Raw genomic sequence first — 15,045 nt, 5'->3', positions numbered from 1 at the left:
GGATATAGACTACAGTAACTCATTAAATCGGTAATAATTTTAAATGACCATTCACCATTTTTTCAAGATTAAATTCTTTTGTGACTATTCCATCTACATTGTTCCCGATATGACGCGTTCCGTTCATAATATCCTCTAGAATACCTGATAAAGCATTGATTTTTTTGGGAGTAAAAACAAAACCATTAACTCCATCTTTTACTATCTCTGTATTTCCTCCAACCGAGGTTGTTATTACGGGAACGTTCGCTGCAAGACTTTCTAGAATCGAGAGACTAAAACATTCCATGTAAGTTGGTTGCAACAAATAAGAGTAGTTTTGAAATAGTGCAGGCAAAGTCGGAATACTACCTTTAAATTCAAACTGCTGTTGCAGACTGTAAATTTCCACCTTCTCCTGTAGGAATTTTTCTAAAGGTCCTTCCCCAAAAATATCTATTTGAATATTTTCACGCACCTTTCCTTGTAAAGTGTTTACCGCATCTATTAGATCATGTATGCCTTTAGATTCCCTTAGATGAGATGCAACAATAAATTTGCCTCTATTTCTTCTAATTCTTTTTGGATAAATTGAAGTATCTATACCATTATAGACCACCAAAGTCTTTTTGGCCAATGATTTCCCAAAATCTTCCAAAATGCATTCCCTGGTGTATTCTGAAACGCCTACGAAGCAATCAATATATTGAGAATACAACTTTCCTTTTATTTTATTTCTGATTCTCTTCTTCAAGGAAAAACCTTGAAGAGGGCGCGGATTGTGGTCAACTGCAATGACGTACGGCTGAATTATTTCTTTAATTCTTTTATAAAATGGAGTGCATAAAGTGAGAAAATGCGTTACCACTATATCAATCTTCTCCCCTGTTTTAATAAAGTCAAGAAACTTTTTTTCTAAAGATGCTTTATTTGCGATATCTATTGTGAAATTTGAATAAAAATCGAAAATTTCTCCTCCTGAAAAGAACCAGCACACCTTATGGCCTTTTAGAAGCAATTGTTTATTAAACGCTTTAAAGAATCTATCCATTCCGCCAATTCGATTTGAATTGAGGTGATAATCGCATAGGATAGCAATATTTTTTCCACTGCTCATTCTTCTAAAAATTTGCGTAGTGATTTAGCTATTCGTCTACTTGTACCTTCCAACGGCATACCTATCTCTAAATTTAAAAGCTCCCTTCTCTCTTTAGTATCTGAACCTGGATTTGAAAGATAGAAATTGATATCAAACATCAATTCCTCTTTGTCTTTTGCAATTTTAACAGCACCACTTTCTACAACCTTCTTATAGTGATCATAATTTAAAAAACGCTGATCATTATATAAACCGTTTTCTTCATTTCCAAAGACAGGATTTATTACTGGTTTGTCGAAAATCATAAAATCAAGACTCATGGTAGAACACATGTTGATGCCAATGTGGCTAAATTGAAGAATTGCACTTAGATCTTTCAAATCTTGTTCCGAAGGAACTCTCTGACTCCAAATTTCTGGATGATCCTTCCGCGAAACAGCCCAATTAGGGTAATTCCAAGAAATAAAGGGAAATCTCTGTTTAAGATTTTCAAATCTATCTATTTCTTCTGCAGGAGAAGTTCGTACCAGTAGGTTCACTGATTCCAAGATTTCACCTTTCTCAATGGCTGCAGCAATCGTCCCAATATAGAGTTCATCATTCCTGCTGGTAGATATATCACCACAGCTATAGCAAATGGTCTTAAGGACAGGGTCTAAAGCAAATCTATAATAAAAATCCTCTTTTATAGTTTTATACCTGTCCAATATGTAAGGTTCAAATTGCGGGGTTCCCACAACCTTTACATTCTGGACAGCAGTCTCTGGATAAAAATACAGAAGTTCATTTTTCATTAAATCGCTCCATACAAGGTAATGGTCAAAATTCGCGGCCATTCGACCCTTCGATGCCAAATTGTCCCAACTGAAGATAAATGAACCTGTTCCTATTTCCAACTCGTTCGCTGCCACAACCATAGGAACAACGTAGGGAGGCCTTTGATGAGTAAAAAACAAAAAATTGGGATGATCTTCCCGTAAAAAATCCAAACACCGTTTCGTTACCTGATGCTGCGATAGAGATTTTAATTGCTTCTTTTCCAGAAAGAGAATGAATTTTTCAGAATGAAACCTTCTTGTCAGTTTATAAATAAATCTCGTAGCTCTTCCCCGGTTTGAACTACCCGTACTTTTATTTGCTTCTAAATTGTCATTAATACCGAAAAATTTTTTGTGCAATTGCAAATGGGCCACTTCTTTGAATTTTCTCCAAAACCAGGTGTCAAATGTTTCCACAAAAATGGGCAATTCCCGAATTTCTACAATGTCAGGAAGATTTTCATTGTACACCTCAGCCGGCAGGCCGGAATAGATAATAATTTTTTCAAATTCCTGAACAGCTTCAGAAAGAAAATCACTGAAGACAAAGTTTCTGAACCCCACCCCATCTGTGATGACCAGGCCTAAAGTTTTGTAGGCATTTTGTAGCATAATCTTAGTTCACAAAGTTAATCAGGTACTTTCGAGGTCCCTGAACTGTTTTTGGTGATTGATCCTCCAGAGTTCCTTGTTTTCCAAGGTCTGTACAAATAATTGGGCACTATTGCCTTTTCCGAAAGATTCGACAGGAACAGAATGTTTAGATCGATCAACGACTTTTAGCGCTATCAGGATATCTTTCAGGCGATAATCTGAATTTATTATTTCGGAATGCAGACTACGGTTGCTTTGCCGTGACCCAATATTGATAATTGGGATACCATAATAGGGCGCTTCCCGAATCCCGGCACTTGAATTTCCTATAATGAATTTGGAATTTTTAAGGAGCACCAAAAAATACTCAAACCTTATGGAAGGAAAAACCCTGAACCTGCCATTAGCCTCCAGGCGTTCATACTGCTTTAAAATCAATTCACTACCCAAATCATTGTTTGGAAAAATTACCACATAATTTCTATTATCTTTCAATAAAGCATTCACTAAATTCTCAGCATATTCCTCCATCTTGTCAAATTCAGTGGTAACAGGGTGGAACATTGCAACGGCATAGTCATCAAAGGGAATTTCATAATATTTCTTCACCTCCTCCAAAGGAGCTAAATTATTTGAAAACATAATATCCACATCGGGAGAACCAATATTGTAAATAGATTCTTTAAGTTCCCCCATTTGTACCAGTCGGTTTTCTGCAGTTTCATTAGAAACAAAGTGAACATGACTTAATTTACTTACAGAGTGACGGATGAGTTCATCAACAGTACCGGAAACCTCACCTCCTTCTATATGCGCCACCAGGATATTGTTCAAAGATCCCACAATAGCTCCGGCAAGTGCCTCCACCCTATCCCCGTGGACTATTATGAGATCTGGCTGCAGTTGTTTCACATAAGAAGAAAAACCTTCTATGGTCCTTGCCAATGTGAGGTCCATTGTTGCTTCAGAAGTTTCATTGCTGAATTCATAAATATTCTTAAACCTGCATTTTTCTATTTCGTAGAGGGTATAGCCATATTTCTCTATCAGGTGCATACCGGTAACAAAAAGATGTGCTTCAAAATCCTGATGGTCCTGTAGAATCTGAAACAGGGATTTTACTTTCCCGAAATCGGCACGGGTACCTGTTAAAAATGCAATCTTCTTCATTCGTTTTAGATCTAATATTGCCGAAGTCATTAAGAATGACTTATATCAATCCACCTTAGTTGAGTATCATCTGGTATGTCCCTTGCAGCTTTCTTTCCCACCAACTCCTTATATTGTTCTGCTGATATTTCACCGGTACCTGGTCGTTTAACCCAAATGTTTTCTTTTGTTAAAGTTTCGCCTTTTTTAATTGTTGCAATTGAACACACTGATGCAAAAGCGAATTCTATAGTTACCTTTTCTTCGGCTGCCGGAATCTTCTCTCCTCCCCGCATTAGTGAAATTTCTGCCGAATTCCTAATGAGTTCCCGGCAAGTCTGTTCATCCATACTGCAGCTAATATCAGGACCTGTTCGCTGCATATGATCTGTAAAATGTCTCTCCAAAATAGAAGCTCCCAATGCAACAGCCCCAAGGCAGGCATTATTGTTTAGAGTGTGATCTGATAATCCAAAGACTTTGTCAGGAAAAACTTCGTGCAGCTCTATCATAGCTCCTAACCGGACCAGATGAATTGGAGTAGGATACAAATTTGTGGTATGTAATAATGCTACGGGCACTTTTGCTTCATCAAATATTGCAACGGCCTTTCTTACACTTTCAAGACTGTTCATGCCAGTACTTAGAATCACAGGTTTTCCAAAAGAAGCGATGTGCTCTAATAGAGGATAATTATTACATTCCCCACTTCCAATCTTAAAAGCAGGTACATCAAATTTTTGAAGTCGGTTCGCAGCTGCCCTTGAAAATGGAGTGGAAATAAAAATCATTCCTTGTTCCTCAACATAAAGCTTTAGCTTTAATTCTTCATTCTCATTAAGTGCACAACGTTGCATTATTTCGTAAATAGAGATATTAGCATTGCCGGGAATAACTTTTTTCGCAGCCTCTGACATTTCATCTTCTACTATATGAGTCTGATGCTTTACTACCTCTGCTCCGGCACGTTTTGCTGCATCCACCATTTCTTTTGCCACTAGAAGAGAGCCTTCGTGATTGATCCCAATTTCAGCAATTACTAAAGGAGGGAAATCCTGACCAATCTTTCTTTCTCCAATTTTTATGTATGGATTCATAAATTATTTTTCCATGTTTCTCTACTTAAAATATATTCTGCGTAATCAAGATGAACCTGTTCGTCAATATCAATTTCAGCAAATGGATGATCCACTATAAATGCATAATTCTTGTCTCCCAAAATTTTTCCTTTTTTTATTAAGTCTACATGAATGATATAGAGCAACCCATTCTCATAGTATAATGGTTGTAGTTCCTGACTGCGTTGTCCAAATTTATAATTGAGAGGAATGAACTTTTCCTCCTGAATCCTTCCAAATTTTTGGTAACTCCTGCTTACTGTTACCAAACTGTCATAATCTCCGCTTTTGAAAGTCTGGAAGGCTGTATTTAATAAATTCCTCGGTCGCAAAGGATTAGAAGGTTGTAATAAGATGATATTTTCAATCTCCTGCTCCGGGAGGACCTTTAATACGTGATCAATCACCGTCACTGTAGATGCTGTATCGGTAGCCAGACATGCCGGGCGATCGACTACTTCACTTCCCGCTTTCAATGCTACTTTTTTTATTTCAGGACAATCTGTAGATACAATAACCTTTTTGGAAATTCGCTCATGCATTTTGGCAAATTTTATACTGTGTTCCAAAAGAGACATTTCACCTAATAACAAAAGATTTTTTCCTTCTAGACGTTTGGACCCGCCTCTGGCAGGAATGACTATTATGTTTTTATTGCTATTCAAACCTTTTTGTGCAAGTTATTAATTTTTTGAAGTTCAAAACTATTGTAATATTTATACTTTTAGAACAATTTTAATAGCTCCTGCAGTAAGTTCATCATCAGTAAGCCCGTTAAAATCATCATGCACATCGAGATTTTTAAACTTCTTGTAGGCCTCTGAATCTATAGGCGGACAATCATACTCAAGATGGACAACCTGAAAACCCAGATGATCAAATAATTGTAAATAATGCGGCAAACGCCAACGATTATGAAAATCAAATTTTGTTTGAATCTCCTCCCATTCCTTGGCACTAAACCTGAGGAAATCCTGCAGCGAAAGAGAGGCATCTTCATATGCTCTATGGTCACTAGGAGAAATAAAATGAATAATATAGGCATCAGGTATTTCATCTTTGAACTTCATGTGCATATGCATTAAATCTTCCGGCGAGATGTGTTCTAGTACAAACCGAGAAAAAATTATATCTACTTGAGGAAGTTCAGCATCAATGACATTTGTGTTCGGGAAATATTTTATTTTATCTGAAAGTTCATTTCTGGTTCCTAGTTTATTAACCTGTACACCATACAGTTCTTGAAAATAATTGTTCAATTTTTTTATCTCTTTTATGGAGTAATGGTGATTTAAATCATAAGTATACACAAGATCCACTCCGCCGAAAAATTTAAAAAAATAAGGGAGAATTGGTACCCAACCCGAGCCTACTTCCATAATTTTTTTATCCTTTAGGCTTAAGTTTAATTTACTAGCAATACGTTCAATATTTCTATAGCTATCTTCCGTGCTCTTTATTTTATACTTTAAACTGGTGACCACTAAATATCTTTGAATCAAATGGTATACCCTAAAGCCAGTCTGGGCAGGGAATTTATTCAAAATCTTGAAAATTAAAGTTTTTACACCCAACCGATTTAGTTTCAATAAAGAGTTTTTAAATTGCAATTCTTAAAAGATATTATGATATTAATATTCCGGATTTCTGAGGGAATTAAATTTTTTTATTACTCTCATTGATACTGGCTTTCTATGAAACAATGCAGAAGGAAAGTTTTTAAAAATTTTAAAAATTGCGAGCAGATACTCCTTGAAAAATATTATATCTAAAAAAGAATATTTTTTCAAGTTATGAAAGAATAATTTTGAAAGTTTAAGAATAACTAAAGGAAAAGGATAATATACAAGATAGAACATTCCCTCATTCTTTATTTGTTTTCCAAATCGATGTTGATTAGCCCAGCTTTTCGCTCGCACATCTTTGTCTACTCTATGATGAACAGAGATAGCATAGGTGAATAAAATATCATATCCCAGCGACAGTGTTTCCATAGCTACACAGGATTCTTCTCCATAAATATCAATCCAAACTGGAAAGCCACGACCATCATTATAAACCTGCCTTCTTATAGCAAATCCGCATCCAGCGAAACTTTTTACTTTGAAATCTTCTTTTTTTTCTGATAAAATAGCTTGTAAGTCATCTCTATTTTTGAATGAACCTTTGATTTCCCTGAATGCAATAATCCCCAAATTCTTTTTGGTTTCAAAAAGCTCTAGAGTTTGTTCTATGAATCCTGAGTTTAATGGATGTGAATCGTCATCAAATCCGAATAGCACCTCTCCTTTTGCTTTTTTGTACAAAATGCTTCGGGCTCTTGAAGGTCCAATGCTCTCGGAAGAACCATACCAGTTGATCCAGGGAAACTCTTTCTTTAGGTCTACTGAACCATCGGTAGAACCATCTAAGAAAATTCCCATTTCGTGTTGATTTTGATCAAGGAATTTCGCAATGTAATTTATGGTTTTTCGAAGTTCCTCCTTCCGGTTTTTAGATACTATTAAAACTGATGCCTTCATACTTCCTGAAGAGTTCTATCTAATTCCTGTTTCAAAAAATCTTTCGAAAGATAAAACTCCAGATCCGATCTATTAAGGGTCATTTCTTGGCCACTTCTCCATCTCTTATAGAGAAGGGTAATCAAGCCTGCAATTTTATCCACATCATTTATTTCTGACCAAAACTCATAATCCCTTCCCAAAAGCCTTCTCACTTCGCTTTTCTCAGGCGCCAGATGTAAAATTATACGATTTGCACGTATGCAATGAGGAAATTTTCCCGGAAGAAATGGACTTTGAGAAGCTTCCGACTCCAATATAATATTAACAGAAGCCAGCTTCTGCATTTCCAGTACTACATCATAATTAATGTAGCCTTTGCTTATGTAAAGCTGGTCAATATTCTTATTATATTTTTTCAATTCGTCTATATGATACGAAGCATTACCTATTAAAAATAACTGACTTTTTTTTCTCGCTTCAGGTGTCTGGTCAAGAAATTTTTTGTAACCTCGAATAAGAGTAAAAGGTGGACGCTGTTTCAATAAATTCCCGGCATGAAGCAGCGTAAATTTCTCAGCATGAAAAAACTCAGGAATCCTAACTCCTTTTCTCCCAGCTTGGTCCAGTTGATGTGGAATAATTATTCCTTTGTTTTTTAAAGCAGGATAAAATTTCTCCATCCATTCCTTTAAAAGCAAACTTGGAAAAGCTGCTTTCAGGCACTTCTCTGAGACTTCTTTAAAGAATTCAATTTTTTTGTGGTATCCCGGTTCAGACCATTGATACGGATCGGGGTAATAATGGAACGGATAAGGATCATGGAAGTACGCCAACCATCGATCATGTAGCTCAGGCAGCTTAAGGAGTGCATAATGAGGTCGGTAACTTGCTCCTTTACTCAAGGTCAGCACTATATCAGGCGAATAATCTTTTATCTGCTTAAGGGCCTCCGCAATACTTGCAGTATCATTAAAAAAAGTAAATGAGAAGCCTAATAGGGGTTCTAAACGTTTGGCAAGATTGATTTTCAGACCATGCTGAATTTTTCGCTGCGCCCGGCTCAGTAGAAAAAGAAGATTGAATTTTTTCTCTTTTATGGCTACACAATTCACTCCCTCAAGATTAATTGCTTTTCGGGTATAGTGATAGACCAGCACATCAAATCCTGCCTCTCTCAAACTCAATATCAGCGCCACGTTGGCCTTAGAGCCACTGCTATCTTCCACATCAATGGATTCGGCAACAACAAGAACTTTTTTTTGTTTAATTAGGTACAATTTACTGAGTTTGTTCTAAAGCGAAAATAGAGATTAATTGTTAAATAGCAGGCCCAGAAATATTGGAAAGTTTAGTGACCACTTTCCACTAGCACTTCGCACTTCACCGGCTCATTATGATAGCAAGAGACCGCTTCAGCATCATTTCGACAGGTTTAGTTTGGGACAGCAGGGGTGCTACTTCATCAACGCTCAGGCCCTGCATCACTGCAGAACTATCGACACGCCCTTTGCACATGTTTCAATCCAAACTCTTCAAAAATTCCACAATCCTCCAAGCTGCCTTGCCGTCACCGTATGGATTCTGTTTTTCCATCAGGTTAGGTGGATTTTGAAGTAGACGGCTTGTTTCGTCTACTATTCTTTTTTTATCAGTTCCCACCAAGATTGATAACCCCGCCTCTACTCCTTCCATGCGCTCTGAAACTTTCCGGGTTACCAATACGGGTTTTCCAAAAGCCGGGGCTTCTTCCTGTATTCCTCCGGAATCTGAAATGATCACTACAGCTCTTTGCATTAACCACAACATGGCGGGGTAGCTAACCGGTGGAATAAGATGTATATTACGTTTTTCCGCTAAAAGACGATGCACCGGCTCCTTTACCTTTGGATTCAGATGTACGGGAAATACTATTTCGATATGAGATTTTAAGGATAATTCCAGTAGTGCTTCCGCGATTTCTTCCAGTCCTGTTCCAAAACTTTCTCGACGATGACCGGTTACTAAAATAAACTTCTTTTCAACATCCAATAAAGATTGAATTTTCCTTATCTCTTCGGGCAAGGCTTTCCCAGATACCCGTTTTACCGCCCAATGTAGCGCATCCACTACTGTATTACCTGTAAATAGAATTTGTTCATTCAGAATTTGTTCATTTAGTAAATTAGACTTTGCATTAGCTGTAGGCGCAAAATGATAATCGGCGATCCTGGCGGTAAGCTGCCGATTCATTTCCTCGGGAAAGGGCGCTTTTTTGTTATAGGTTCGCAACCCCGCTTCAACATGCCCTACCTTAATCCCCTTATGAAAGGCGGCAAGAGCGACCATCGAAGAAGTAGTGGTGTCTCCATGTACCAGCACTATATTAGTCCCGGCATTATCGTCAGGACGACATTGTCGCACCCCCAACCAATGATCAAAGACCTTATCTATTGCACTGAATATATTTGCGCTTAAGCCATTCAAAGATTGCCCTGATTTCATTAGATCTAAGTCATAATCAGGAATTACCCCAAAGAAATCAAGCACCTGGTCCAACATTTCCCTGTGCTGAGCTGTTACACATATTTTAAAGTCAATATGTCTTCTTTGAAGCTCATGAACAACTGGTGCCATTTTAATGGCTTCAGGTCGGGTGCCAAAGCAAAGGAGAATTTTCAAATTGATTAAGATTTATAATTTCTTTAATTTTCGTAATGTTCTGAAGAAGAAATCTCTCAACCAATGTGGGTAAATTGATTTTTTCGGATTTTTCACATTCCTGAAAAAAAGATTTTCTGATCTTTCTTCAGTCGCAGGTGTCGTATTTTCATCTTCATTTTCTACACGATTTCCCATATGATAGGCATAAGTGTTTACCGTCGAAAGGCGGTACCAGCCTTTCTTATCTGCCTTATCGTCCAGGAAAGATTCTTCATAGCCATTTATAAATTTCATTTTTGGAAATTCTGTAATCAGGTCAAAAATCTCTCTGCGATAAGTTGCAACAAAATGTCCTGCTCCAATTAACACAGGTTTTTTACCTTTTAAAAAATACTGCTTTTCTCTCCATGAATATTGGCGGTTATTCCTATCCAATAACGAAGTATTCCCCATTCCTTTTAAAAATTTATCGCAATCTTCATTTGAAACGACTTTTGAATATTTAATTTTTCCGGCTAAATAATTATCAAAAAAAACAGAAGAGTTCTTATGAAAACAAAGGTTCTGTAATGGTAGAGGCGAAACTACTCCTGCCTTAGGGTGGTCTAAAAAAATTTCGACAACTGCTTGTTCCCATCCCGAGTAAAACTTTACATCCGCATCAGCTATTGTAATAAAAGGTTCGTAGGAGGCTTTAGCTTCGCTAACCACGCTGTACACCTTTCCGTGGTTTTCCGTATACTGTACACTTTTTTCTATTAGATCTTTTTCCAGATATTGCTCAATTATTTTTTTTACCCTTTCACAAGAAGAATTGTTTATGACTGTGACAGACGTGGTCGAATAGTTAATCGTGCTGAAAATAGATTCTAAAGCAATTTTAAAAACATCTCCAGCTTCCTTGTAGTATTCATCCTTTTCTGTGGGAATATACACGGGTATTATGACCCTGTGCTCTTTTAGAACATTTTTTTCACCCTTTATTTTCTCTGGATTTACTCCTATTCTCATCTTTAAATTCAAGTGTCTCTTCTAACAAATCCTTAATAAGGATAAAGACTGTTGTTATACTTTATATAGTATACTTTTCATGATTTTTAAGTAAAAGTCATGAAAATAAATCACAAATCTGAATTTTGATTTTTGAAACCAATTTATCTCATCGCTTTTATGCAGCTGATCCTGAATTTTCTTTAAATAAATTTTATTATGATTTTGAAATAGAAATTGTTTTATGAAAAAAGGAAAGGATCTGGCAGTGACTAAATTGTGAAATTCCAAAAAATCCCACACTTTTTGTATAATAACAAATTGCGTCCCGATTTTTTCAACCTTTGTATCCTGTCTCGCAGTTATAGACCAGGGATGATGTCGGTAATAGAACAAAGGCTTTTTTATCGCCAGATATTCTGGTTTGTATTTGAAAAAAATACGTAAGAAGAGTTCCCATTCTTCGCCATATCGTAAATCTTCATCAAACTTCTGTACCTGAAATAAACATGCTCGAAATACTGGTCCGGCTGAATTAATTCTAATTCTTGAATGCAGGAAATCTTCAGCAAGATGTTCAGATTCTATGGGAATATCTGATTCGTTTTTATTAAAGTCAATATCCTCGATTCTGTCAAAGCCTAAGAAAGTACATACTGTGAATGCAAGTTTGCTGTCATTGAGAAATGGGAGAATTTGAAGTTCGAGCTTTTTCGGATGCATGATATCATCGTCATCAAAAAACTGAATAAACTCAGCTTTTCTAGTTTGAGCTATGGTCAATCCAAAATTTCTGGAACCGGAAAGTCCTCTTGAAAAACTCTCATCTTTCAAGAAATAGGAAAAACGTGGATCTTTTTCACAATAATCGGCCACTACCTCAGCAGTACTATCTATAGAATGATCATCAACAATAATGCACTCCCAATTCTCATAAGTTTGGGCACTAATTGAATCAAGTGTATCATGGATAAGATGTGCCCGATTGTAGGTGGCCAGTAATATTCCTATTTTAGGTCTCTCCATTTTTTAAACAATTAATGATAATTTTCAGACTTCTTCTCCGGTCAAACCTGTACAGAATGGATGGTCTGTTTTTCAGTATCCACTTTAGAGTTCCAGTGTTCTGATTATTCCTGTAGTTATAAATATTCTGACGGATTTTTAGATCGAAACCTGTTAAAAGATCCTCCACTTCAAATCCAGGGATTTTTTCGCAAAGTTGTGCCATTTCTTTTCGAAATGTACGATAGTTTCTGAAAAAAGCCTCGAGAGGAACTTCTTCATTTTTATGAAATCTAGCAAACAGGACCGGATAGTCTCCTATTTTTGTCAGAGGAAAGAAACTAAAGAACCTGGTATAAGTCTGCACTAATCCCTGGTCAAAAAAGGACTTGAGATAAGAGTTTTCTTCACCTATTTGCGAGGAAAGGCTTTCCTTGTGGCTTCTATGGTTATAAAGAAATTGAGGTAAATGAAAAAAATTGCTATGAAGAGAAGATCGAAGCCAGAAATCGTAATCTTCTATCGTATATAAATTTTCATCATAGCCCCCATTTCTTTTATAAACTTCCCTTTTATACAGGAAGCAGGATCCAATAATGTTCTTTATTAAAAGAGTAGAGCCTTCTTCGAGAACAAATGGTTTTCTCTTTTGACCATCATCCTCCACAATATTAAAATCACTGTATACGATGTCTATCCCAGCAAGCGAAAGTGCCTGCTGCATCTCCGCAATTGCCTCAGGTTCATAAAAATTATCATGAGAGGTCCAGGTAATGTAATTCCCCTTTGCAATCTTATGGCCAATGTTCAGGCTTACTGGTAATTTTAGATTTTCAGAATTCGAAGATATACGTACTCGTCTGTCTTTCCGGGCGTACTTCTTTGCAATTTCAAGAGAGTTATCAGTGGAGCAGTCATCAATGATTATGAGTTCTATATTGACGTAAGACTGCTCCAGGCAACTGACAATAGATTGTTCTAAATACTTTCCTCCATTAAAGACAGGAAGTATTATAGAAATTAATTCTTGATTTTTCAACTAATTGATCCTGTTAGATTTTCCTTGACATTCTTAACTGCCTGCAACCATCCCAAACCATATTTTTTATCGGGTTCAAGATGATTTCCTTCCGCCCATTCATTCCATGATTTAATAATTATGAAAGGTGGATTCTGTGGATGATTTAGGAGTTCATCAACGGTTTTCTGCAAATGTTCCTGCCAACCTTCAGGATCAGAATTTACAAAAATCATAGATCTTTTTCCGCTCCTCGCTGAATTATCCCAATTAGGAAAAACACAGGGAATATATTTCTTATGTGGAATCTGATTATTAAAATTAGCAACACCTTTTTTGTAATCGTAAATTAGAGGCTTCGATCTTTCTCCTAATTTACTGGTATGACCCATCCATTTTTTTAATTTTAATTCTATCCTAAAGAGTGGATTGTCTTCTGCAAAAATATTTCCCTGATTATACCGCATTCTTTGGAAAAAATCTACTCCCACCTGGCCATTTATCTCTTTTCTATGTAGACTCAACTTTTGATTTGAAACTATAGTAGATATAAAATACATCCCGGCAAAGCCTTCACTTATTGCCATATCTTCAAAGACTTGCAAAAAAATGTCAAGATCTGGAATGTCTTCAATTCGGTATATATGGAACATGGGTTTATTATCCACTTTTATGTAACGAGAATCCCTGAAAAATGGAAGCAAATATTGAAAATGTTTTTTATAGCCTTTAACCCCACTGTACTCCTGTTTCATCAAGGTTTTTGAATCTTCCAATCCATGCCAGATCCCTCTCCAGGTTTCATTCGCCCAACAAAAGCAAAACGGAAAATCAGGTTTTTTGTCCAGTAGCATTCCTTCAGCCGGTTTCTCCAGAAGCATTCTGTTTTCCCCAAACCAGTAATGATAATATATAAAGCCGTCAATTCCATGTTCAGAGGCGAGCTCGGCCTGCGCCACTCTGGCTTCTGTTAACCTGAGGTCATAAAAACCCAGATCAGCTGGAAGAATAGGTTGATAATGGCCTCTGAACAGTGGTCTGGCGCGGGTTACATTAGTCCATTCGGTAAAGCCCTTGCCCCACCATTCATCGTTTTCGGGAATTGGATGAAATTGCGGTAGATAATATGCAAGAAATTTTATTCCGGTTTTTGTCATTTTGCAGGAATCTTTATCTCAGGATAATTCAGGATAATTAAAGTCTATACGTTCCAAAAATAGAGAAATTTAAAAATCTTTTACAAAAGAGGTCAATAACGAATTTCCTGCTGGTTAGTTTCAGGTCATGCTCTTCTTGTAGATTGGTTATCCTCTGATCTAGATATTTAAATGATCCTAATTGTTGAACAAAAAATTCAGCGTGTTTGATACTCATATATTCGTATAGCTCTTTAAGATTCGTATCTGTAATTTTACCTGTTCTTCCATTTGATTGAATCCGGTAATAAAAACCTGTCAATTCCAGGCGACGAACTTTTCCTCCTGTTTTCAATAATGATATCCAAAATTCCCAGTCCTCTATACCGGTAGTCATTTGATCATCGTATCCACCTGCCATTGCCCAGTCCTCTTTTTTGTACATCGCCGAGCAGAATATCATATTGAACCTTGTCAGATTTAATAATGAAAATGGTTCAAGGCTCCATGGCTCACTCACTTTTCCAAACTTTTCTGCCTGGCAATAAACTAGTTTTAAAGAGGGATCATTTTGAAAAGCAGATATTGCGGCTTTAACGTAGTCATTGGAAATCTTATCATCGGCATCAAGCGGCAGGATAAAATTCCCCTGTGCCCTGGAAATCCCAATATTACGAGCTCTACTCACTCCTCCGTTCTGAACCGAAATGGGTATGAACCTGGAATCTTTAACCGACCAACGATGGGCAATTTTCTCCGTTTCATCCGTACTTCCGTCATTGATAATAATACATTCCCAGTACGAAAAGGTTTGACCTAAAACTGAAGAAAGCGCCTCATCCAGAAATCTCCCCTGATTATAACAGGGCACTATAATTGACACCAAAGGCTCTTCCATACTTTTTATTTGAAAATCTCTTATAGATATCTTTTCAATAGAGTAATTTTATAAATTCCTTCAATCAAAGGAGAGGAATCTGAAACTAATTTTATTC

15 protein-coding genes are annotated in these 15,045 nt (G+C 36.7%); all 15 read right to left on the bottom strand.

Features of this window, described 5'->3' with window-relative positions; translation table 11 throughout:
• Positions 1 to 22: 22 nt before the first annotated feature.
• Entirely contained in the window at positions 23 to 1,096 is a 1,074-nt protein-coding gene (locus OU683_RS11955; protein ID WP_268138589.1) for a glycosyltransferase family 4 protein, read from the bottom strand.
• Positions 1,093 to 2,367, bottom strand: a complete 1,275-nt coding sequence (locus OU683_RS11950; RefSeq protein WP_268138587.1) for a hypothetical protein — start codon at positions 2,365 to 2,367, stop codon at positions 1,093 to 1,095. The genes OU683_RS11955 and OU683_RS11950 overlap by 4 nt, the downstream gene beginning before the upstream one ends.
• 162 nt (positions 2,368 to 2,529) lie before the next feature.
• Positions 2,530 to 3,660: a UDP-N-acetylglucosamine 2-epimerase gene (gene neuC, locus OU683_RS11945; RefSeq protein ID WP_268138585.1), complete on the bottom strand. Its 1,131-nt coding sequence runs from the start codon at positions 3,658 to 3,660 to the stop codon at positions 2,530 to 2,532.
• A 29-nt stretch (positions 3,661 to 3,689) separates the two neighbouring features.
• On the bottom strand, positions 3,690 to 4,736 hold the full coding sequence (gene neuB / locus OU683_RS11940; protein ID WP_268138583.1) for an N-acetylneuraminate synthase: 1,047 nt from the start codon (positions 4,734 to 4,736) through the stop codon (positions 3,690 to 3,692).
• Positions 4,733 to 5,422: an acylneuraminate cytidylyltransferase family protein gene (locus tag OU683_RS11935; RefSeq protein ID WP_268138581.1), complete on the bottom strand. Its 690-nt coding sequence runs from the start codon at positions 5,420 to 5,422 to the stop codon at positions 4,733 to 4,735. The genes neuB and OU683_RS11935 overlap by 4 nt, the downstream gene beginning before the upstream one ends.
• A gap of 51 nt (positions 5,423 to 5,473) precedes the next feature.
• Complete coding sequence (locus OU683_RS11930) at positions 5,474 to 6,346, bottom strand: hypothetical protein (protein ID WP_268138579.1); 873 nt, start codon at positions 6,344 to 6,346, stop codon at positions 5,474 to 5,476.
• Between the two features lie 42 nt (positions 6,347 to 6,388).
• A complete protein-coding gene (locus OU683_RS11925; protein WP_268138577.1) occupies positions 6,389 to 7,279 on the bottom strand; it encodes a glycosyltransferase family 2 protein in 891 nt (296 codons plus the stop codon).
• Positions 7,276 to 8,538 carry a glycosyltransferase family protein gene (locus OU683_RS11920; RefSeq protein ID WP_268138575.1) on the bottom strand — a complete coding sequence of 421 codons (1,263 nt, stop codon included), beginning with the start codon at positions 8,536 to 8,538 and terminating at the stop codon, positions 7,276 to 7,278. The genes OU683_RS11925 and OU683_RS11920 overlap by 4 nt, the downstream gene beginning before the upstream one ends.
• A gap of 103 nt (positions 8,539 to 8,641) precedes the next feature.
• Entirely contained in the window at positions 8,642 to 8,776 is a 135-nt protein-coding gene (locus OU683_RS11915; RefSeq protein WP_268138573.1) for a hypothetical protein, read from the bottom strand.
• Positions 8,777 to 8,779: 3 nt separating this feature from the next.
• On the bottom strand, positions 8,780 to 9,925 hold the full coding sequence (wecB, locus tag OU683_RS11910) for a non-hydrolyzing UDP-N-acetylglucosamine 2-epimerase (protein ID WP_326493554.1): 1,146 nt from the start codon (positions 9,923 to 9,925) through the stop codon (positions 8,780 to 8,782).
• A 6-nt stretch (positions 9,926 to 9,931) separates the two neighbouring features.
• On the bottom strand, positions 9,932 to 10,924 hold the full coding sequence (locus OU683_RS11905; RefSeq protein ID WP_268138569.1) for a glycosyltransferase family 2 protein: 993 nt from the start codon (positions 10,922 to 10,924) through the stop codon (positions 9,932 to 9,934).
• Positions 10,925 to 10,966: 42 nt separating this feature from the next.
• A complete protein-coding gene (locus OU683_RS11900; RefSeq protein ID WP_268138567.1) occupies positions 10,967 to 11,917 on the bottom strand; it encodes a glycosyltransferase family 2 protein in 951 nt (316 codons plus the stop codon).
• Positions 11,904 to 12,935: a glycosyltransferase gene (locus OU683_RS11895; RefSeq protein WP_268138565.1), complete on the bottom strand. Its 1,032-nt coding sequence runs from the start codon at positions 12,933 to 12,935 to the stop codon at positions 11,904 to 11,906. Before OU683_RS11895 ends, OU683_RS11900 begins: the two co-directional genes overlap by 14 nt.
• Positions 12,932 to 14,071 (bottom strand): glycosyltransferase WbsX family protein, encoded by a 1,140-nt coding sequence (locus tag OU683_RS11890; protein WP_268138563.1) that lies wholly within the window; start codon positions 14,069 to 14,071, stop codon positions 12,932 to 12,934. The genes OU683_RS11895 and OU683_RS11890 overlap by 4 nt, the downstream gene beginning before the upstream one ends.
• Positions 14,072 to 14,108: 37 nt before the next feature.
• Positions 14,109 to 14,948, bottom strand: a complete 840-nt coding sequence (locus OU683_RS11885) for a glycosyltransferase family 2 protein (protein ID WP_268138561.1) — start codon at positions 14,946 to 14,948, stop codon at positions 14,109 to 14,111.
• Positions 14,949 to 15,045 lie beyond the last annotated feature (97 nt).

The organism is Salinimicrobium sp. TH3, from assembly GCF_026676115.1.
In the GTDB taxonomy this organism is placed as follows: Bacteria; Bacteroidota; Bacteroidia; order Flavobacteriales; family Flavobacteriaceae; genus Salinimicrobium.
The sequence above is the reverse complement of the archived record's forward strand: the minus strand, read 5'-3'. Positions and strand labels throughout refer to the sequence as shown.